Here is a 20,584-nt window from a genome sequence, read left to right as displayed (position 1 = left end):
GGCTTTTGATTTGCCGTGCGCTTCGCGATCGGCTATAATGATTTATAGTCAAAGAAGGTCAAATGGAGGGAACGGCATGGACGCAAGCCGTTTGACGGAAAAACTGCAAGAGGCGCTGATGGCGGCGCAGTCGCTCGCCAAAGAACGACATCATCAACAGCTTGATGTCGAGCATCTCCTGATTGCGCTGCTCGAACAAGAAGGCGGCCTGGCGCCGCGGCTCGTGGAGCTTTCCGGCGCCGACAAGGAAAAGGCCGTTGACTGGCTTCGCAGCCAGCTTCGCCAAAAGCCTGAAGTGCATGGGGCGGACGGGCAGCTGTATGTTGCGCCCGCCTTAGCGCGGCTGCTTGAGGAAGCCGAAGCGGAAGCGAAGAGAATGCAAGACGAGTACATATCGGTCGAACATGTGCTGCTCGCGTTGCCTCATGGCGCTGAGTCGGTCGCTCGGCAGCTGGCGTCGTTTGGACTGACGAAGGAAGCGCTATTAGCGGCAGTGAGAAACGTAAGGGGGAATCAACGCGTGACGAGTCCACATCCGGAAGCAACCTATGAAGCATTGGCAAAATACGGGCGCGACCTTGTCGCGGAAGCGAAAGCGGGGAAAATCGACCCGGTCATCGGCCGCGACAGTGAAATTCGCCGCATCATCCGCATTTTGTCGCGAAAGACGAAAAACAACCCGGTGTTGATCGGCGAGCCGGGCGTCGGGAAGACCGCTATTGTCGAAGGGCTCGCTCAACGCATCGTGCGCAAAGACGTCCCGGAAGGGCTGAAAGACAAAACGATTTTCGCTCTTGATATGAGCGCGCTCGTCGCCGGAGCAAAGTTTCGCGGTGAATTTGAAGAACGGCTGAAAGCGGTGTTAAACGAAATCAAAAAAAGCGACGGCCGCATCATATTGTTCATTGACGAGCTGCATACGATCGTCGGCGCCGGCAGAGCGGAAGGGGCGATTGACGCCGGCAATATGCTCAAGCCGATGCTTGCCCGCGGCGAGCTGCGCTGCATCGGGGCGACGACGCTTGATGAGTACCGGCAATACATCGAAAAAGACCCGGCGCTCGAGCGCCGCTTCCAACAAGTGCTTGTCCAAGAGCCGAGCGTCGAGGACACGATTTCGATTTTGCGCGGATTGAAAGAGCGGTATGAAGTGCACCATGGAGTGAAAATCCACGATCGCGCGCTCGTCGCGGCCGCCGTTTTGTCCGATCGTTACATCTCTGACCGCTTTTTGCCTGACAAAGCGATCGATTTGGTCGATGAAGCGTGCGCGACGATCCGGACGGAAATGGAATCGATGCCGTCGGAGCTGGACGAAGTGATGCGCCGCGTCATGCAGCTTGAAATTGAAGAGGCGGCCTTAAGCAAAGAAACGGATGAAGCGAGCCGCGAGCGGCTTGCGGCATTGCAAAAAGAACTTGCCGATTTGCGTGAAAAGGCGAACGCCATGAAAGCGCAATGGCAAAAAGAAAAAGAGGCGCTTGACCGCGTCCGCCGTTTGCGCGAGGCGCTCGAGCGGGCAAAACGCGAACTGGAAGAGGCGGAAAACGAGTATGATTTAAACAAGGCGGCGGAGCTTCGCCATGGCCGCATTCCGCAGTTGGAAAAGCAACTCAAACAGCTCGAGCAAGAAATCAGTGAGCAAAGTGAAGGGAAATTGCTGCGCGAGGAAGTGACGGAAGAAGAGATTGCCGAAATCGTGTCGCGCTGGACGGGCATTCCGCTCACCCGCCTCGTCGAGGGAGAGAGGGAAAAGCTGCTTCGCCTTCATGAATTGCTGCATAGACGGGTCATCGGTCAAGACGAAGCGGTCGAGCTTGTCGCTGACGCCGTCTTGCGGGCGCGGGCCGGCATGAAAGACCCGAACCGCCCGATCGGATCGTTTTTGTTCCTCGGACCGACCGGCGTCGGCAAAACGGAACTGGCCAAAGCGCTCGCCGAGGCGCTGTTTGACAGTGAGGAGCAACTCATCCGTCTTGACATGTCCGAGTATATGGAAAAACACGCCGTCTCCCGCTTGATCGGAGCGCCGCCTGGCTATGTCGGCTATGAGGAAGGCGGCCAGCTGACCGAGGCGGTGCGGCGCAAGCCGTATTCCGTTCTGTTGTTCGATGAAATCGAAAAAGCTCATCCGGAAGTGTTCAACATCCTGCTGCAGCTGCTGGATGACGGACGGCTCACCGATTCGCAAGGGCGGACGGTCGACTTTAAAAACACGGTCGTCATTATGACGTCGAACATCGGCTCGCCGCTGTTGTTGGAAAACAAACATGGCGACATCGATGAAGAAACGCGCAAACAAGTGTTTGACCAACTGCGCGCCCATTTCCGCCCAGAATTTTTAAACCGGATCGACGATATCGTCTTATTTAAGCCATTGTCGATGAATGAAGTGAAAGGCATTGTCGAAAAGTTCGCCCGCGAGCTGTCGGGCCGTTTGGCCGATCGGCATATCGAACTCGTGCTGACCGAAGCGGCGAAGCAATACATCGCCGAAGCGGGCTTCGACCCAGTATACGGCGCCCGCCCGCTCAAACGGTTTATGCAAAAGCAAATCGAAACGCCGCTTGCGAAAGAGCTGATCGCTGGGCGGGTGAAAGATTACAGCACCGTCACGGTCGATGTTGACAACGGGCGGATCGTCATTCGTCCGTCGGCGTAAACGAGCCGAAGGGGCGCCGCCGACGCGGAGAGACGTGCTTCTTGTTTGCCGGGGTTGATCGCATCGTTTGAGCATGGGCGGAAAACACAAGTCTAGATCAATCGGGATGGAATGCTCCTCCACTTACCCTATATAGGTGTTGAAGTGGGGGGATTCTCGGTTAGAGATGACAAAAAACAACGCCTTGGGACTTTCACCTCAAGGCGTTGTCTTATGAAGCGAATGATCAATGATGGTGATCCCCGGCCGGCTCGTCCGGAATCAAGGCTGCAATCACGAAGACTAAGATCGTCACGATGACGCCAAGCAAAGCACCGGTCGCGAAGTGATAGCCGATCCCTTGCATCGAGCCCATGACGTACGTTGCCATTTGCACGAGCAAAAACGTCCAAAAAAACGTCCAAAACAAGCGCATCTTTGTTCCTCCCATCTTCTCGTCATTCCTTTTCTTATCTTATCACAATTTGTCGCGTAGGCATATACCCGGACGTTTTTTTTGGCCGCGCATATCGTATACTGTACCATTATGCATTGCCAAACAAGGGTGAATGGAAACGATGGCAGGACAACGGCGGTTTTTTCAACTCGATGAGCAATGGTGCATCGTTCACGTGCCGGAGCGCCCAAATGGGTTTGCCCTTTTTTTAATGGGCGACGGCGACCATTTTGTGAACGAACAGACGAGTTTTTGGCTCGAGCATCCGGGGCGGCGCCAATGGCTGGAAGATTGGTTGGAACGCGGATACACGGTCTTTTCGTCCCATTTGTACGGCCGGCATTGGGGAAGTCCGAAAGCGGTCCGGCTGGCGCGCCAGCTCATTTACTCGGTGTTGAAAAGCGAAATTGTGAACCAGCGCATCTATATCGTTGCCGAAGGAATGGGCGCGCTCGTTGCCTTGCAACTGCTTGGCGCCATGCCAAGTCAAATCCGCGCCGTCGCCATGATCAACCCTTGCCTTGACGTACGCGCCCAGCTTGACTATGAACAGGAACATCCATTCGTGTACCGGCGGATGGTGAAGGAAATCGCGACTGCCTATGGCTTGAAAGAAGAGGAGGTGCTGGAGGCTGTTCCGTCCCTCTTTCTCAGTCCTCATGACGTTCCGGTGACGATTTGGCAGCTGGCCGGAGTGAGCCCGTATCCATCCGCCTTGCATAGCCGTAAATATGAACAATGGATGAAAACGACAAACAACCGGGTGCGCGTCGTTTACGAGCTGCCGGAGAAACGGCGCCAACTGGCTCGGCAAATCGGGCAATTTTTCTGCCAATACAATGAACTCCCGTAAACGACAAGGGCAGACGCATCGACCGGTGCGTCTGCTATTTTTTCAATAAGTCGACGAGCGAGGTGATCTTTTTCACGAGCGGTTTTAATTGTTGCAATGAGTCGGCTAGCGTATTGACGTTTTCAAACAGCTTCATGAAATCGATGTTCGGCAGTAAAGGCTGCTCTGCCCCGTTCCCTTGATCTTCGCGCTCGCCGGTTGCGCGAGAAGGAAAAGATCCGAACATTAGGCGGGAAAAACGGTCTTGTCGTTCGCGATGTTGTTCTCGTGCTTCGCCGTTGGCCATGGGCGATCCTCCCTTTCATGCGATGGTTGCTCGTATTTGTATTGTATGGCAGAAAGGAAAAAGCGGTTTGGACAAATGCCTTAGGGGCACGGAAAGCGCTGGTTCAACTTTCGTTTTCTATTGCGCATCCACGCTCTTTCGGCTAAAATTAGTACCAAGTAATAATAATTGGTGATGTAGACTGATTGTACATTCAAGTTTGGTTGTCAGCGCGAGCGTTTTTTTCATTTTGGGAAAGAAAGAGGAGATGGATGATATGGGAGCAGGAATTATCGGGGTCGGCCGCTATGTGCCGGAAAAAGTGTTGACCAACTTTGATTTGGAAAAAATGATGGATACATCGGATGAATGGATCCGGACGCGCACAGGGATTGAGGAGCGCCGCATCGCTCCGGATGACATCGATACGTCCGATATGGCGTATTTTGCCGCAGAAAAGGCGCTTCAAGACGCTGGCATGGAGGCGAAGGACATTGATCTCATTTTAGTTGCCACCGTCACTCCGGACCGTCCGTTTCCGTCGGTCGCTTGCATGCTTCAAGAGCGGCTTGGCGCCGTCAACGCCGCTGCGCTTGATATTAGCGCTGCCTGCGCGGGGTTTATGTACGGGATGGTCACGGCCGCCCAATTTATTGACACAGGCGCCTACAAGTATATATTAGTAGTGGGGGCAGACAAACTATCGAAAATCACCGATTGGACCGACCGCAACACGGCGGTGCTGTTCGGCGACGGCGCCGGAGCGGTCGTCATGGGTCCGGTGTCGCCCGGGCGCGGGATTTTATCTTTCGAATTAGGAGCTGACGGAACAGGAGGAAAACATTTATACAAAGACGAATATATCGTCATGAACGGCCGTGAAGTATTCAAGTTCGCCGTCCGGCAAATGGGAGAATCAAGCGTGCGTGTGCTTGAAAAAGCCGGGCTCACGAAAGACGATGTCGACTTTCTCATTCCGCATCAAGCGAACATTCGCATCGTCGAAGCGGCCAGACAGCGGCTCGAGCTGCCGGAAGAGAAAATATCGACAACCATCCGTCGATATGGCAACACGTCGGCCGCATCCATTCCGATTTCGCTTGTCGAAGAGTTGGAAGCGGGCAAAATCCATGACGATGATCTCATCATTATGGTCGGATTCGGCGGCGGGCTGACGTGGGGCGCGATCGCTTTGCGCTGGGGCCGTTAACGGCACGTATATTATCGAAATAAAAGGAGAGACGGAAACGATGGAAAAAAGACGAGTCGTCGTGACAGGCATAGGCGCCGTCACCCCGCTTGGGAATGACGCAGAAACGACGTGGAAAAACATTATCGCCGGCCAGTCCGGCATCGACATTGTCACCCGCGTCAATCCGGACGATTTTCCGGCGAAAGTGGCGGCGGAAGTGAAAGACTTCGATCCGTCGCTGTTTATCGACCGCCGCGAGGCGCGGAAGATGGACCGATTTACCCAATTCGCCGTCGTTGCGGCGCTCATGGCGGTCAAAGATGCCAATCTCGACATTAATGAAAGCAACGCTGAACGGGTCGGTGTTTGGATCGGTTCTGGCATCGGCGGCATGGAGACGTTTGAACAGCAGTTTGAGATTTTCCAGCAGCGCGGTTATCGCCGAGTGAGCCCGTTTTTCGTGCCAATGATGATCCCGGATATGGCCGCTGGGCAAGTATCGATCATCCTCGGAGCGAAAGGGATCAATTCGTGCACGGTGACCGCTTGCGCGACCGGGGCGAACTCGATCGGTGATGCGTTTAAAGTCATTCAGCGCGGCGACGCCGATGTCATGATCACTGGCGGGACGGAAGCGCCGATTACGAAAATGTCGTTCGCCGGTTTTTGCGCCAATACGGCTCTCTCAACCAATCCAGATCCAAAAACGGCGAGCCGCCCATTTGACAAAAACCGCGACGGTTTCGTCATGGGTGAGGGAGCAGGCATCGTTGTTCTTGAGGAATTGGAGCACGCGTTGCGCCGCGGCGCGAAGATTTACGCAGAAATTGTCGGTTACGGTGCGACCGCCGATGCGTACCATATCACCGCGCCGGCGCCGGGCGGCGAAGGCGGCGTGCGGGCGATGCGCCAGGCGCTTCAAGACGCTGGCTTGAAGCCGGAGGAGATCGATTACATCAACGCCCACGGCACGAGCACCGAGTATAATGATAAGTATGAGACGGCGGCGATCAAAGAAGTATTCGGCGATCATGCATATAAGCTCGCCGTCAGCTCGACGAAGTCGATGACCGGGCATTTGCTCGGGGCGACCGGCGCGGTGGAAGCGATTTTCTCCGTGCTGGCGATCCGCGACGGCATCATTCCGCCGACGATCAACTACGAAACGCCGGATCCGGAATGCGATCTCGACTATGTGCCGAATGAAGCGCGCAAGCAAGACGTGCGTGCGGTCTTAAGCAACTCATTTGGATTTGGCGGCCATAATGCGACATTGATTTTTCAAAAATATGCGTAATGGATGAAAAGGAGAGCCTTGGTTAAGCGGAGCCGAAAACGCGTGACTGACGGCGGTTTCGGTCCAGCGCCGGGCTCTCTTTTTTTGTTTTGTTTCACCGTCTTTTCCCTGCCGACATAACGTAGGAGAAAAGGAGGGAAAAGCGATGGGATTGCTTCCAACCGATCGATGGCTTGAAGAGGATGAAGGCGATCCGCTCCGGTTGTGCGCGAGGTTGGCGCCGCTTTTTGGCAAGATGCCGGCGCGTGAGATTTACAGCTATTTACGGCTGTATGGCATGTACCGAAGCACTCGGCAGGCCGAGCGGCTTTTGCCGGAGATGAAAGAGCGCCGTCTTTGGGAACGTCTTGGCCGTTTGTACGAACGGCAACGGGGGATATGGAAGGGACCGGACGTTCCGGTATTTTTGCTGCCGGCCGATGACGAAAACCGGAAGCTTGCGCGCGAATTCCAAGGAAAAGGCGGGGTGGCGTTTGCCGATAAATTGTTTTTCTTCTTGCTGCCTGATCATTGCGACGAGGAGATCGCCGCGTTGGTGGCGCATGAATACAACCATGTATGCCGTCTCAAGCAGTTGCCGAACGAAGGCGAAGATGCGACGTTGCTGGATGCAGTCGTTATGGAAGGATTGGCGGAGCATGCGGTCGCCGAGACGGTCGGCGTCAAGCAGTGCGCGGTCTGGACGAAGTATTACACCGATCGAGAGATTGAACGGTTTTGGCGGCGTTATATTGTCCCGAACCAACATTTGCCCGTTTCGCACCCACATACTTCCCGCATTTTGTACGGACTTGGATGGCATCCGAAAATGGGGGGCTATGCCGTTGGGTATGCCATCATCCGTCGTTGCCTAGAAAGAGGATATTCGCTCGCCCAATTGATGACGATGGAAGCGAAAGACATCGCGGAGTTGGCGGGCTTTTCAGGCAAACAGCAAGGAGCGTCTTAGCTCGAAACCGCATGGCGACCGCCGCTGTCCGGTTATCACAAGAATCTTAGGGACATCGGGCGCAAACAGGCATGTTGTCCATGGCGCCGACATATATGTAGAACAAGGACGTGGACAAGAAGGAAGGGAAAGCCCGGTGGTCCGCCTGTTTTTTTATTTGGTCGGTTTCGGTTTTTCGGTCGTCGGCGGCATGATGGTGATCGCCTATTTGAACATCATCACTCCAGAGCGCGGTTTTAGCGAATACTTATCTTATATTTCGACAAGGGTGGAATGCTATTTATTCCCTATTGGCCTTCTTTTGATGTGGGGGAGCTTGACGTTTCCAAGCCGCAGCCCCTAGAGGGGAAAAGAGGACGAAATGGAATAAAATTCTCCCCCTCTGCCTATACTGATGGACAAACACGTCTGGAAGTGAGGGGTCTCGCATGCTTTATCTGCACGACATTTGGGTCAACTGGTTTGAAGGAGAAGAGAACGGATACAACGTCTGCCATTTCCATGAATGGCGCAAGGACGATCAAATCGAGCTGCTCGACCAAGTGCCGCTGTTAAAAGTATCCCCGGCCCTGTTTCATTACATTGAAAACAGCTTGTCCGATCTTCCAAAACCGCTGCTAGACGATGTGCATCAGAAGGCGTATGTCCGCAAAAACCATGAACGCATTCAGCTGGACTATTGTTTCGTTGTCACGGACGGCGCCGGCGTTTTGGCTGTCGATACAATCGGTTATCAAATCCCGATTCGCAAAAGCCGTCTCATTCCGCGTCAGGAACAACTCGTCTACGAAATGGCGGCCGAAGCGGAGGAACGGGACTATCCGCTGCAGAGGTATGAAAAAGAATACCACATTTTATCGCCGGCTCCGGAACTGATGTGCGGACTCACGCGCAAAGAGCGGCAGTTGAAACAGCTGTTGTTTATGGCGCTTGACCAGCTTTATTCGACAAAAAATACTGCCCAGATGCGCTATTGGTATACGGAATGGGCGCCGGAAAAATACGCCGCTATTCAAAAAATGTCTTTTGATGAAGCGTGGGAACAATTGTATAACGAGACGAAATACGGGTGGTCCGAACGGCATGAGCAGCTGTGCGAAAACTTGATCAAAGGGCAGCCATTTTTCGAAAAACTGTGGGAAATGGAGCAAGAACCAAAAGTCAATTAAAAAACGGGCCAAGGCGATAGGCGCCAGCCCGTTTTTGTATGGCTTCGCTGGATGCGGCTATTTACCGCCGCCGCCCGAGCCCCATGGCTTGCTCCATTTTGCGCACCATTTCCGATGCAACCCGATTTGCTTTTTCCGCCCCTTCATCCAACACGCGGTCAAGCTCCTCGCTTTCCATCCAATGGTGATACCGCTCTTGAATCGGTCGAAGCGTTTCGATGACGACTTGAGCGAGGTCGGCTTTGAAGACGCCGTATCCTTTTCCTTCGTATTGCCGCTCCAACTCCTCGATCGATTGACCGGATAGCGTCGAATAAATATTGAGCAAGTTCGAAATGCCTGGCTTCGCTTCTTTGTCGTAGCGAATCGTTCCTTCCGAGTCGGTGACCGCGCTTTTGATCTTCTTCTCGATCGTTTTCGCATCGTCAAGCAGTGTGATGTACGCTTTCGGGTTGGGGTCGGATTTGCTCATTTTTTTCGTCGGGTCGACAAGCGACATGATGCGGGCGCCGACTTTCGGAATGCGCGCCTCAGGGATCGTGAACAGCTCGCCATACCGTTTGTTGAAGCGCTCGGCTAGATCCCGCGTCAATTCGATATGCTGCTTTTGATCATCGCCGACCGGGACGATGTCGGTGTTATAAAGCAAAATGTCAGCGGCCATCAGCGGCGGGTACGTGAGCAGTCCGGCGCTGACCGCCTCTTTGCCGGCCGATTTTTCTTTAAATTGCGTCATCCGCTCAAGTTCGCCGATATAAACGATGCACTGCAGCATCCAAGCGGCTTGAGCGTGCGCCGGCACTTCTGACTGGATGAACAACGTCGCTTGCGTCGGGTCGATGCCGACTGCTAAATACAAAGCGGCGAGGCGGCGGATGTTTTGCCGCAGTTCGTGTGGGTCTTGCGGAACGGTAATGGCGTGTTGGTCAACGATGCAAAAATAGCAGTTGTATTCATGCTGCAGCTCGACAAACTGCCGCAGCGCCCCGATGTAGTTGCCAAGGGTGATGACGCCGCTTGGCTGAATGCCGGAAAAAATGGTTTTCATCGATCTTCACTCCCTCAAGCAAAAAATAAAAAAGGCCCTGCCAGCCCTCTGATAGGGACGGTAGGACCGCGGTGCCACCCTACTTATTGCGCCGACAAGCGCAATCGCTCAGCCCATGCTTAGCGCATGGCCCCTTGTAACGCGGGGAAACGTCCTCGCCTACTGCGTCGCCGGTTCGGCGGGAAGCTCGAAAGCCCATTCCATATGGCTAGCCGCTTGTTCGCACCGTCCACAAGCTCTCTGAAGGCATCGCCCATATGTACTCTTCTTTCTCATCGCTCGGTTGATCCTAGATTTGCCTTATATTATACGGAAAACATTCAGCTGTTGCAACCTTATTGCACGGCATATCCGGCGGCAATCATCGCCAGAAACAGAAGCAGACCAGAAAAGAGAAGCGGATACGTGATGGCGAAACGCCGCGGACCGAGCAGCTCATCCGATTCATGTTCTGCTGCCGCTTCCTCAAGATACCGCTCCACCTTCGTTCGATTCCTGCGCAATCGGCGAAACCCGTATGCGAATCCGCTGAAAAACCCGCGTTCATAAACAAACAAAAGCCCGCCAAGCGACAGAGGCAAAAGGGAGAGCAAAAACGAAACGTTAATAAAGGCCACCGTGGTCCATGCTCCTTGCCCTATTACGATGAGTGCGCTCACCGCCAGCATCGCGGCGACGAGCCATCCAGTCCGCACAGCCGTTTGTTTCATGTCGTCTGTTCCCGCCTTTCCCTTCTCACTGCTTATTTTATCATAAATCATGTGGGCGGGAAGGTTGTCAAAATTATTAACAAAATTATATTGAAAAATATAGAAGAAACCTGGAAGTTCAGGAGAGATTTGCTTCGAAGCTGAGAGGAAGGGCAAAAAAATTATATTGTAAGCGTTTTCTTTTTTCTGTAGGCAGAAATTTTTTGTTTACAATTGTGGCAAAAGTCGTTACAATGCAGGTGTAAATGCAATCCGTCCTCATCCCGTTTGTAAGTAGTTTGAAATTTTTTTATTTAATAAAATAAAAAAATCCTTTTCAAATATACTAACACAGGATATAATAAGCGATGTAAGTACAATCTTCTGAAATCAAATGGTTCAGAAGATTTGTAATACGCTACATAAATTTTAAGGGGGGTTTTTTAGTGAAGAAGCGATTCTCTTTATTCCTCGTCCTGCTTCTCGCGCTGTCGACGTTTTTAGCGGCGTGCGGCGGAGGCAAGGACAACAACAACGCCCAAGGCGGCCAGGGCGGCGAAAAGCCGGCGGAGAAGAAGGAGCAGGTGCTGAACTTGCTTGAAACCCAAGAGATCCCGTCGCTTGATTCGGCGCTCGCCACTGATGCGGTGTCGTTCATCGTTTTGAACAACGTCATGGAAGGTCTGTACCGTTTAGGCAAAGACAACAAGCCGGTGCCAGGGATCGCGGAAAGCTATGAAGTGAGCCAAGACGGCAAAACGTATACATTCAAGCTCCGCAAAGATGCGAAGTGGTCCAACGGCGATCCGGTGACGGCGCACGATTTCGAATTCGCTTGGAAGCGCGTGCTTGATCCGAAGACGAAATCGGAATATGCGTACATTATGTACGACATTAAAAACGCGCAAGAAGCCAACACAGGCAAGGTGCCGCTTGACCAAGTCGGCGTCAAAGCCCTTGATGACTACACCCTTAAAGTCGAGCTGAAAAACCCAGTTCCGTATTTCGTCGGCTTGACAGCGTTTGGCACGTTTATGCCGCAAAACGAAAAATTTGTGAAAGCTCAAGGCGAAAAATACGGACTTGAAGCCAACACGACGCTGTACAACGGTCCGTTCGTGTTGAGCGAGTGGAAGCACGAACAAGGTTGGGTATATACGAAAAACCCGAACTACTGGGACAAAGACAACGTCAAGCTGGAAAAAGTCAATGTGAAAGTTGTGAAAGACACGGCAACGGCCGTCAACTTGTATGAAACAAAACAAGCGGACCGCGTCGGCTTGACGGCGGAGTTCGTTGATAAGTACAAAAACGATAAAAACTTCCATACGAAATTGGAACCGACGCTCTTCTGGCTGCGCATGAACACGAAAAAAGAACCGTTGAACAACGTCAATGCCCGCAAAGCGATTGCGATGGCAATCGACACGCAAGCGATGGTCGATACGCTGCTGAACAACGGTTCGATTCCGGCGAAGTTCACCGTTCCGAAAGACTTCGTCACCGGTCCGGATGGCAAAGACTTCCGCGATGTGAATGGCGATTTGGTCAATTACAATCCGGATGAAGCGAAAAAATTGTGGGAGCAAGCGAAAAAAGAGCTGGGCAAAGACAAATTTACGCTTGAACTGCTGAACTATGACACCGACAACGCGAAGAAAATCGGCGAGTATGTGAAAGCGCAGCTTGAACAAAACTTGCCGGGCTTGACGATCAACATTAAGCAACAACCGTTTGCACAAAAACTGAAGCTCGAAAGCAACATGCAATATGATTTGTCGTTCTCCGGCTGGGGTCCGGACTATCAAGACCCAATGACGTTCCTGCAGCTTTGGACGTCGACAAGCCCGCACAACGAAACAGGCTGGTCGAATCCTGAGTACGACAAGCTGATCAAAGACGCGCAAACGACGCTTGCCAACGATCAACAAGCTCGTTGGGATGCGATGCTGAAAGCAGAAAAAATCGTCTTTGAAGGAATGCCGATCGCTCCGCTGTACCAACGCGGCGCTGCGTATTTGCAACGCGAATACGTCAAAGATTTCGTCACGCACACGTTTGGCGCCGACTACAGCTTGAAATGGGCGTATATTGAGTAACCGTTCTCTTGAGAGATGCGGAGGAGAGTATATGCATAGGCATATACTCTCCTTTTGCCTGCCAAGGCGAAAAATGTCGAAAAACAACGAAGATTATAGAAAAGCAGAGGAGGTGCGGTCATGGCGCGGTATACGCTTCAGCGGTTCGTTTATATGATTATCACGTTGTTTATCATTGCTACGTTGACGTTCTTTTTAATGAAGCTGTTGCCTGGTTCGCCGCTGCAAAACCAAGAGAAATTAACGCCGGAACAGAAGGCGCTTATTTTAAAAGAGTACGGATTGGATAAGCCCGTGCCTGTTCAATACATTCAATATTTAGGGAATTTGTTGAAAGGAGACTTGGGGGTATCGTTCCAATATGACAACCGCCCAGTGACAGAGCTCATCAGCGATCGAATCGGCCCGTCGGCCCAGCTCGGGTTTCAGGCGATTGTTTTTGGGACGATCGTTGGGTTGATTCTCGGAATTGTCGCGGCGATTCGACATAATCATTGGGAAGATTACACAGCTACGGTCATTGCGGTGTTGGGCGCCTCGATCCCGTCGTTTGTGTTAGGGGGGTTTTTGCAATATTTTATCGCTGTGAAACTGCAATGGCTTCCGGTCGCCTTTTGGGAAGGCTTCAAATATACGATTCTCCCGACATTGGCGCTGTCTGTCGGGGTCATCGCCAGCATCGCCCGCTTTATGCGCACGGAAATGCTTGAAGTGTTAAGCTCTGACTACATTTTGACGGCTCGGGCGAAAGGGATCAGCCAGGCGGGGGTTATCATCAAGCACGCCATCCGCAACTCGCTTATCCCCGTCATTACCATTTTAGGACCGATGACCGTCAATTTAATGACGGGAACGCTTGTCATTGAGAAACTGTTTGCTGTCCCTGGTCTTGGAGAGCAGTTTGTCCGTTCGATTGAACTGAACGATTACCCGGTTATTATGGGAACGACGTTGTTTTATTCCGCCTTGTTGATTTTGGCAGTCTTTATCGTTGATGTGTTGTACGGGGTTGTCGACCCACGCATCCGGTTAGCGGGAGGGAAAAAATGATGGCGAAACAACAATACGAACAACTTTCACCGGAATGGTTTCAGCCCGCCCCGCCGAACGTCGGTGAGCAGGAAAAAATCAATCGTCCGAGCTTGACGTTTTGGCAGGATGCTTGGCTTCGCCTTCGGGAAAACAAGGCAGCGATCGTGGGGCTCGTGATGATTATCATTTTGACGCTCATGGCGATCATCGCCCCGATGGCGAGCGACCGGACGTATAAAGATCAAAACTTGCGGCATGCGAAACTTCCGCCGAAAATCCCGGTGCTCGAGCATGTTCATTGGCTTCCGTTTGACGGCCGGGATGCGAACGGCGTTGATGTGTATAAACAGCGCGGCGTGAAAGAGTACTATTGGTTTGGCACGGATGACTTAGGACGCGACTTGTGGGTGAGAACGTGGTATGGCACGCGCATCTCACTTTACATTGGTTTGCTGGCGGCGTTGATCGACTTATTGATCGGGATTGCGTACGGCGGCATTTCCGGCTACTATGGCGGCCGCGTCGACAATGTGATGCAGCGGATCATCGAAATTTTAAACGGCATCCCGTATTTAATTATGGTCATTTTGTTCATTTTGATTTTTGAGCCTGGAATCATTTCCATCACGTTGGCGATGGTCATTACCGGTTGGACGACGATGGCGCGGATCGTGCGCGGACAAGTGTTGAAATTAAAGAACATGGAATACGTGTTGGCGGCAAGGACGCTCGGAGCGCCGACATCACGGCTCATTTTCAAACATTTGATCCCGAACGTCATCGGCCCGATCATTATTACGACGATGTTCACGATTCCATCGGCCATCTTCACTGAGGCGTTTTTGAGCTTTATCGGCCTTGGCATCCGTCCGCCGGAAGCGTCGCTTGGCTCGCTTGTCAATGATGGATACAAATCGATCCAAACATATCCGCATTTGATGATTATTCCGGCGATTGTCATCAGCTTGCTCATTTTAAGCTTCAACTTGGTGGCAGACGGAATCCGCGATGCGCTTGACCCGAAAATGCGCAAATAACCGACGGAAGGGGTGAAACCGATGGAGAAAATTTTGCAGGTGAACGATTTGCATATTTCCTTTGACATCCACGCCGGTGAAGTGCAGGCGGTTCGCGGCGTCACGTTCGACTTGTATAAGGGAGAAACGCTGGCGATCGTCGGCGAGTCAGGGTCTGGGAAATCAGTGACTTCAAAAGCGTTGATGCGCCTGTTGCCGACACCGCCGAGCCGGAATTCATCATCGCCGATGAGCCGATTTCGGCGCTTGACGTTTCCATTCAGGCGCAAGTCGTCAACTTGCTGAAGCGCCTGCAGCGTGAAAAAGGGTTGACGTACTTGTTTATTGCCCATGACTTGTCGATGGTCAAATACATCAGCGACCGGATCGGCGTCATGTATTTCGGAAAAATGGTCGAGCTCGCCGAATCGGAAGAGCTGTACCGCAATCCGATCCACCCGTACACGAAGGCGCTCTTGTCGGCCATTCCGCTTCCTGATCCGGAAACGGAGCGGACGCGCAAGCGGATCGTTTACGACCCGGCGCAACATGGCTACAGAGATGGAGAGGAACTTGAATTCCGTGAAATTACGCCTGGCCATTTTGTGCTTTGTTCGGAGGAAGAGTATAAGCGGTATCGGGCGATGTATGCCTAGCAGAATAGAAAAGAGCGCTGCTCCTTCACTGCCGTGTGATGCGAACGGTGAAAGAGGCGGCGCCCAACTATGCGCCTGTTTTGGCGCGTTATTTTTTTCCCCCGACGACTTTCCATCCTTGTTGGATGCGGCGAGAGGCCTCGACATGCTTTCCACTTTTGTTTCGGCCGAACATCCGCTCTCCGATCGTGTTGCTGATGTTCCCCATCAATGCGGTGAGGGCGACGATCAATGCCGAAGCAATGGCAAAGTCGATGAAATAGCCGGCCATCGGTTCTTCCTCCCTTTTCCTCTTCTACTTTGATTGTAGAGGATTTTCCTTCACTTTGGAAGGGGAAAGAAAGAAAATTGCATTTATCATCGAAAAACTATATCTTTCTTGTCTGATGTATTGTATAATATATCATGTTAAAGTCATTTCAATTTGCAAACGATTGGCAAAGCGGCTGATCGCCAGACTGGCGTTCAGGCCGTGTCGCTATGCTGTCAGACGTCAAACCGGCATAGCGGTGCACGTCTGTCGTCTGACGGACGAGGGAAGCAAGGGATTCCTTGTCAAAAGGAGTGATCGAAGTGGTCAAGCTATACACATCACCGAGCTGCACGTCATGCCGGAAGGCGAAGGCGTGGCTCGAGAAGCACAATATTCCTTATGTCGAGCGCAATATTTTCTCTGAGCCGCTCACGGTCGAGGAGATTAAAGAGATTTTGCGGATGACGGAAACGGGGACGGATGAGATCATTTCCACCCGTTCGAAAGTATTCCAAAAGCTGAACATTAACTTGGAAGCTCTGCCGTTGCAAGACTTGTACGAACTCATTCAAAAAAACCCAGGCATTTTGCGCCGGCCGATCATCATTGATGAAAAGCGGCTCCAAGTCGGCTACAACGAAGATGAAATCCGCCGCTTCCTGCCGCGGAAAGTGCGGGCGTATCAGCTTCGTGAAGCGCAGCGGCTGGTGAACGGGTAATAAAAAAACTTCTACATGGTCTGCCATGTAGAAGTTTTTTATCATTTGCTTTATGCGGCGCGCGACCGGCGGTTGGCCGCCAAGCCGAGCAAAACGGCAAGAACGGCCGCCGCCATTGGAAACAGCGCCTCCCCATTCGGGGGGTAAAACGGGCGCAACCGCTCTTCGGCAGCGATCATCTTTCCAGCGGTGTACGCCAAGAGGGCGCCGCCGGCATAAATGAGAATCGGGAACCGTTCCATGGCATAAAGGATGATTTTGCTGCCTAAAATGATGATAGGAACGGAACAGAGAAAACCGAACACAACAAGTCCGATATGGCCTTGAGCCGCTCCAGCGATGGCGATGACGTTGTCAAGACCCATGGCGACATCGGCGGCGACGATCGTCTGGATAGCTTTCCAAAGCGACGGTTCGGCTTTGATCATAGTCGGTTTTTCGTCTTTTTGCCCGATCAGTTTCAAGGCGATCCAAAAGAGGACGACGCCTCCAGCGAGCTGCAAGAACGGAATCGTCAACAGCCAAACGACGGCCACCGTCAAGACAATGCGAACAGCGATCGCCAGCGCGGTGCCGACAATGATGGCCACATTCCGCTTTTGTTCCGGCAAGTTGCGGCTTGCTAGCGCAATGACAACCGCATTGTCCCCGCCAAGAATGACATCAATGCCGATAATCAGCAAGATGGAAACGATGTATTCATCCACCATAGGCGTCCCTCATTCCGTCCGTGTTCATCATCATTATAGTAGGGCATGGCCGGTTTCATAACCAATTTTTAAAAATGCGTTTTTTTATTTCCCTTCTTTCGCTTTTTATCATAAAATAAAAGTACAAGATCATAAGTTTTTATTTAAATAGTTTCAGGGGCACAATCCCTTCCTTTTTTATTTCTCTGTTTTAGAAGGGAGAGTTGAGAAAATGGAAATCGAACGCATCAACGAGCATACCGTGAAATTTTACATTTCATATGTTGATATAGAGGAGCGCGGCTTTGACCGCGAGGAAATTTGGTACAATCGGGAACGAAGCGAAGAATTATTTTGGGAAATGATGGATGAAGTTCATGGGGAAAGCGATTTTTCGCTCGATGGCCCGCTTTGGATCCAAGTGCAGGCGCTCGAAAAAGGGCTTGAAGTCGTCGTGACGAAAGCGCAGTTGTCTAAAGACGGAAGCAAGCTCGAGCTGCCGCTTCCAGAAGAGAAATGGCGCGAGTTTCCGCTGTCAGCTGATGAAAAGGTGGAATCGCTGTTCGGCCACCATTTCCACTTTGGTCAAAACGGGGACGCCGAGGAGAGAGAAGAGCAAGATGTCCTTCAATTCATCCTTTCGTTCAAGGATATCGAGGATGTCATTTCCTTGGCCCATCGCGCTGACTTCTCTGAGTTGTCGAACCGCCTGTTCCAATTTGAAGGCCGCTATTACTTGTTCGTCGAGTTTGACGAGCGCTACACCGAGCAGGAAATGGACAATATGCTCAGCCTTCTGTTGGAATACGGAAGCGATTCCCAGCTGACGATTTATCGACTTGAAGAATACGGAACTGAAATTATGGGCGACAATGCACTCGAAACGATCAAAACGTATTTTCCAGCCCCATAATGTTTCCATTCCGCCGATTTCGCCGCCAGAAATCGGCGTTTTCTACGTTAGCGGAAGAAAAACGGCCATCATGAAGAGCCGAGTGGAGGGGTTTTGTTGCGAAACACATCTAGAGTGGCGATTCTCGTCGTCATTGTCGGCGCGTTGCTGGCATTGACGAACGGGTTTTGGGAAGGGAAGCTGCTTGGTCTTTTCAGCGTATTGATGTCTTGTTCCGTCATCTTTATCGCGCTGGTCATTTCTCTTGAGAATCGAAAGCCGGCGCAGACGATTGCTTGGCTGGCGGTGCTGGGGAGCTTTCCGATTGTCGGTTTTTTGTTTTATTTATTGTTCGGACGCAACTACTGGCAACAACGGCGCTATAAAAAGAAAGCCGATTTTGATGAGGCGGTGCTGCTCAAGTTCCAAGAGCCGTCGCCGATTGCCGTCGAGCGGCTGCCGATGGCGCCCCATCAGCGTCCGCTTTTGCGCCTTGCTTATCGCATCGGCCAGCATCCGGTTTCACTCGCGTCGCAGACGGCGGTGTTGACCAACGGTGAGGAGACATTTTCGGCCATTTTTGCCGAACTGGAAAAAGCGGAACACCATATTCATTTAGAATATTATATCGTCCGTCATGATGAAATCGGTCAACAGTTGAAGCGCGTCTTGATGGAAAAGGCGCGCCAAGGGGTGCGCGTCCGTTTTTTGTACGACGCCGTTGGAAGCTGGAAGTTGTCAAACGCCTATATCGAGGAGCTGCGCGCGGCGGGAGTCGAGATGATCCCGTTTTCGCCAGTGCGCCTGCCGTTTTTAAGCAACCAGATCAATTTCCGCAATCACCGAAAGATCATTGTCATCGATGGAGGCGTCGGCTTTGTCGGCGGGCTGAACATCGGGGATGAGTATTTAGGAAAAAACAAATATTTCGGATTTTGGCGTGATACGCACTTATTGATCCGCGGTGAAGCCGTCCGGACGCTCCAGCTCATTTTTTTGCAAGATTGGTATTACATGACGGGGGAACGCTTGTTGACGCCGGACTATTTGTCGCCGCCGCTCATCGTCGAGGAAGGGCAAGGCGGGGTGCAGCTCATCGCCGGCGGTCCGGACCAAAAGTGGGAAGTGATCAAACAGCTGTATTTTGCCATGATTACGTCGGCGAAACAATCGATTTGGGTTGCCTCGCCGTACTTTGTGCCGGATGAGGACATTTTGACGGCGCTCAAAGTGGCGGCGTTAAGCGGCATTGACGTTCGCCTGCTGGCGCCAAAGCGTCCGGACAAAAAAATTGTCTTTTACGCTTCGCGCTCGTATTTTCCCGAGCTGCTCGAGGCTGGGGTGAAAATTTACGAGTATGAGAAAGGGTTTTTGCACAGCAAAGTCATCGTCGTCGATGGCGAGCTCGCCTCGATCGGCACGGCGAACATGGATATGCGCAGTTTTCATTTAAACTTTGAAGTGAACGCCTTTTTGTATTATACCGACAGCATTCATAAACTCGTCCGCGACTTTTTGGAAGATTTTCGCCACGCTTCCATGATCGATTACGAACAGTTTCAACAGCGCCCGTTCCGGGTGCGTGTCGCTGAATCGGTCTCCCGGCTGTTGTCGCCTCTGTTGTAACAAACCGCTTGTAACACCAGTCCGCCGAATCGGCGGACTTTTTTCGGCGCAATCTGGCTCAGGGCAGGAAAACCGGCGATGGTCGACGAATAAAAGGGAAGAACCGGACGGTTAAGGGGGAACAGCAGAGAACATCCCAGCTGCTCCCGCCCACAGGCAACCATTTTTCACTGGAAAGGAAGTGATCATGTTGTTTGTCGCTCTCTCAGCTGATGGCAGGCCGGTTTCGCTTGCCGGGGCGGAAAGATGGGAACGAGAGGGGCTGATGCGCCTGAAACGACAGGAACCGTTTTTTTGTCCCGCATGCCGTCAAGAAGTGGTGCTCCGATCGGGCCGCTACCGTTTGCCGCATTTCGCCCACCGCAAAGGGGCGACTTGCCCGGTCGAGCACGAGCCGGAGTCGGAGCGCCACTTAACCGGGAAGCGAGACTTGTTCGCGTGGCTCATTCGCCAAGGCACCGAGGCGAAGCTCGAGCCGTATTTGCCCGCCATCAAGCAACGTCCTGACGTATTGTTCCGCCATGGCCCTCACCTTTATGCCCTCGAATACCAATGTTCCACGATCGATGAATCGCTGTTTCGCGAACGCAATGACGGCTACCGTCGCCTCGGCATCCGCCCGTTGTGGGTGTTAGGACTCACATTTCGCACCCTTCCGACGAAAATCGGGAGGATTTTTTCGTTCCGATGTCGAATGAATCCTTGACACACAAGGAAAGTGAAGGAGTTTTTCTCTCATGGATGTTCAAGTCGAAGCGGTCTATCGCAATTCTTATTTGAATATAATAAGTGCCCTATTCAAGAAACTGGGTCTGCCTCAATTGATTGACCATCTCGTGCCCGTCGATCCGCAGTGCCAAACGCGAGTCAGCGATGCCGTTCAGGCCATCCTCTACAATGTGTTTGACGGCCGGCAAGCCCTCGTTCACTTGGAACATTGGGCTCAGGAGGTCGATTGTGAGAAACTCATCCGTTCCGGGCTCCATCCTTCCCAGTTGAATGACGATGCGTTGGCCCGTCATCTCGATCGCCTGTATGAGGC

Annotated in this window: 20 protein-coding genes, 2 pseudogenes and 1 other annotated feature; of the genes and pseudogenes, 16 read left to right on the top strand and 6 right to left on the bottom strand. The window is 52.2% G+C overall.

The features are described 5' to 3' along the window. Nucleotides 1–76 precede the first annotated feature (76 nt). Nucleotides 77–2,662, top strand: a complete 2,586-nt coding sequence (gene clpB / locus B1A75_RS14405) for an ATP-dependent chaperone ClpB (protein WP_079936401.1) — start codon at nt 77–79, stop codon at nt 2,660–2,662. A 226-nt stretch (nt 2,663–2,888) separates the two neighbouring features. Here the strand turns inward: clpB and B1A75_RS14400 are convergent, their stop codons facing one another. Beyond that, nucleotides 2,889–3,077: a YjzD family protein gene (locus tag B1A75_RS14400; RefSeq protein ID WP_042379809.1), complete on the bottom strand. Its 189-nt coding sequence runs from the start codon at nt 3,075–3,077 to the stop codon at nt 2,889–2,891. Nucleotides 3,078–3,210: 133 nt separating this feature from the next. Between B1A75_RS14400 and B1A75_RS14395 the strand changes: the two genes are divergently transcribed. Then, complete coding sequence (locus B1A75_RS14395) at nt 3,211–3,951, top strand: alpha/beta fold hydrolase (protein WP_042379592.1); 741 nt, start codon at nt 3,211–3,213, stop codon at nt 3,949–3,951. 34 nt (nt 3,952–3,985) lie between these two features. On the opposite strand, the gene B1A75_RS14390 is transcribed toward B1A75_RS14395, so the two are convergent. After that, complete coding sequence (locus tag B1A75_RS14390; protein ID WP_042379594.1) at nt 3,986–4,237, bottom strand: hypothetical protein; 252 nt, start codon at nt 4,235–4,237, stop codon at nt 3,986–3,988. 256 nt (nt 4,238–4,493) lie between these two features. Here B1A75_RS14390 and B1A75_RS14385 point away from each other — a divergent pair, with 256 nt between their 5' ends. The 5 genes from B1A75_RS14385 to B1A75_RS14365 all read left to right on the top strand — a co-directional run bounded on the left by B1A75_RS14385 (nt 4,494) and on the right by B1A75_RS14365 (nt 8,823). Next, nucleotides 4,494–5,426 (top strand): beta-ketoacyl-ACP synthase III, encoded by a 933-nt coding sequence (locus tag B1A75_RS14385; RefSeq protein ID WP_013523164.1) that lies wholly within the window; start codon nt 4,494–4,496, stop codon nt 5,424–5,426. Nucleotides 5,427–5,466: 40 nt separating this feature from the next. Further along, nucleotides 5,467–6,705, top strand: a complete 1,239-nt coding sequence (fabF, locus tag B1A75_RS14380) for a beta-ketoacyl-ACP synthase II (protein ID WP_042379598.1) — start codon at nt 5,467–5,469, stop codon at nt 6,703–6,705. 145 nt (nt 6,706–6,850) lie between these two features. Beyond that, nucleotides 6,851–7,654 (top strand): DUF2268 domain-containing putative Zn-dependent protease, encoded by an 804-nt coding sequence (locus tag B1A75_RS14375; RefSeq protein ID WP_042379600.1) that lies wholly within the window; start codon nt 6,851–6,853, stop codon nt 7,652–7,654. Nucleotides 7,655–7,790: 136 nt separating this feature from the next. After that, on the top strand, nt 7,791–7,997 hold the full coding sequence (locus B1A75_RS14370) for a YuzI family membrane protein (RefSeq protein ID WP_011230308.1): 207 nt from the start codon (nt 7,791–7,793) through the stop codon (nt 7,995–7,997). An 85-nt stretch (nt 7,998–8,082) separates the two neighbouring features. After that, the gene (locus tag B1A75_RS14365) at nt 8,083–8,823 is read left to right on the top strand and encodes a YjbA family protein (protein WP_042379603.1); all 741 of its coding nucleotides are present in this window, start codon (nt 8,083–8,085) and stop codon (nt 8,821–8,823) included. A gap of 61 nt (nt 8,824–8,884) precedes the next feature. Here B1A75_RS14365 and trpS read toward each other — a convergent pair whose 3' ends face one another. Together trpS and B1A75_RS14355 are read right to left on the bottom strand one after the other, a co-directional pair. Beyond that, entirely contained in the window at nt 8,885–9,871 is a 987-nt protein-coding gene (gene trpS, locus B1A75_RS14360) for a tryptophan--tRNA ligase (protein ID WP_015374152.1), read from the bottom strand. Between the two features lie 50 nt (nt 9,872–9,921). Continuing rightward, nucleotides 9,922–10,156, bottom strand: a binding site (T-box leader). A 50-nt stretch (nt 10,157–10,206) separates the two neighbouring features. Beyond that, a complete protein-coding gene (locus tag B1A75_RS14355; RefSeq protein WP_042379610.1) occupies nt 10,207–10,581 on the bottom strand; it encodes a DUF3899 domain-containing protein in 375 nt (124 codons plus the stop codon). A 425-nt stretch (nt 10,582–11,006) separates the two neighbouring features. On the opposite strand from B1A75_RS14355, the gene B1A75_RS14350 reads away from it, so the two are divergent. From B1A75_RS14350 to B1A75_RS14335, 4 genes and pseudogenes are all read left to right on the top strand, one after another. Then, on the top strand, nt 11,007–12,659 hold the full coding sequence (locus B1A75_RS14350) for a peptide ABC transporter substrate-binding protein (RefSeq protein WP_074043911.1): 1,653 nt from the start codon (nt 11,007–11,009) through the stop codon (nt 12,657–12,659). Nucleotides 12,660–12,779: 120 nt separating this feature from the next. Further along, a complete protein-coding gene (gene opp3b, locus B1A75_RS14345; RefSeq protein ID WP_011230313.1) occupies nt 12,780–13,709 on the top strand; it encodes an oligopeptide ABC transporter permease in 930 nt (309 codons plus the stop codon). Beyond that, on the top strand, nt 13,706–14,728 hold the full coding sequence (gene opp3C / locus B1A75_RS14340) for an oligopeptide ABC transporter permease (protein WP_044732061.1): 1,023 nt from the start codon (nt 13,706–13,708) through the stop codon (nt 14,726–14,728). Before opp3b ends, opp3C begins: the two co-directional genes overlap by 4 nt. Before the next feature lie 21 nt (nt 14,729–14,749). Then, nucleotides 14,750–15,363: pseudogene (locus B1A75_RS14335) on the top strand (ABC transporter ATP-binding protein). An 88-nt stretch (nt 15,364–15,451) separates the two neighbouring features. On the opposite strand, the gene B1A75_RS14330 reads toward B1A75_RS14335, so the two are convergent. After that, nucleotides 15,452–15,634, bottom strand: coding sequence for a hypothetical protein (locus B1A75_RS14330; protein ID WP_074043913.1), 183 nt, complete (start codon nt 15,632–15,634; stop codon nt 15,452–15,454). 302 nt (nt 15,635–15,936) lie between these two features. Between B1A75_RS14330 and spxA the strand changes: the two genes are divergently transcribed. Continuing rightward, entirely contained in the window at nt 15,937–16,335 is a 399-nt protein-coding gene (gene spxA / locus B1A75_RS14325) for a transcriptional regulator SpxA (protein ID WP_011230318.1), read from the top strand. Between the two features lie 50 nt (nt 16,336–16,385). On the opposite strand, the gene B1A75_RS14320 is transcribed toward spxA, so the two are convergent. Next, nucleotides 16,386–17,045 carry a TerC family protein gene (locus B1A75_RS14320; protein ID WP_074043914.1) on the bottom strand — a complete coding sequence of 220 codons (660 nt, stop codon included), beginning with the start codon at nt 17,043–17,045 and terminating at the stop codon, nt 16,386–16,388. Nucleotides 17,046–17,256: 211 nt separating this feature from the next. On the opposite strand from B1A75_RS14320, the gene mecA reads away from it, so the two are divergent. From mecA to B1A75_RS14295, 4 genes and pseudogenes are all read left to right on the top strand, one after another. Further along, nucleotides 17,257–17,937 carry an adaptor protein MecA gene (mecA, locus tag B1A75_RS14315; RefSeq protein ID WP_079936399.1) on the top strand — a complete coding sequence of 227 codons (681 nt, stop codon included), beginning with the start codon at nt 17,257–17,259 and terminating at the stop codon, nt 17,935–17,937. A 96-nt stretch (nt 17,938–18,033) separates the two neighbouring features. After that, complete coding sequence (gene cls, locus B1A75_RS14310) at nt 18,034–19,542, top strand: cardiolipin synthase (RefSeq protein ID WP_079936398.1); 1,509 nt, start codon at nt 18,034–18,036, stop codon at nt 19,540–19,542. Between the two features lie 187 nt (nt 19,543–19,729). Continuing rightward, nucleotides 19,730–20,179 (top strand): annotated as a pseudogene (locus B1A75_RS14305) (competence protein CoiA); the annotation flags it as partial. A 100-nt stretch (nt 20,180–20,279) separates the two neighbouring features. After that, a partial coding sequence (locus tag B1A75_RS14295) for a DUF4277 domain-containing protein (protein ID WP_139761740.1) occupies nt 20,280–20,584 on the top strand: 305 nt, incomplete at its 3' end.

The organism is Geobacillus sp. LEMMY01, from assembly GCF_002042905.1.
In the GTDB taxonomy this organism is placed as follows: Bacteria; Bacillota; Bacilli; order Bacillales; family Anoxybacillaceae; genus Geobacillus; species Geobacillus proteiniphilus.
The sequence above is the reverse complement of the archived record's forward strand: the minus strand, read 5'-3'. Positions and strand labels throughout refer to the sequence as shown.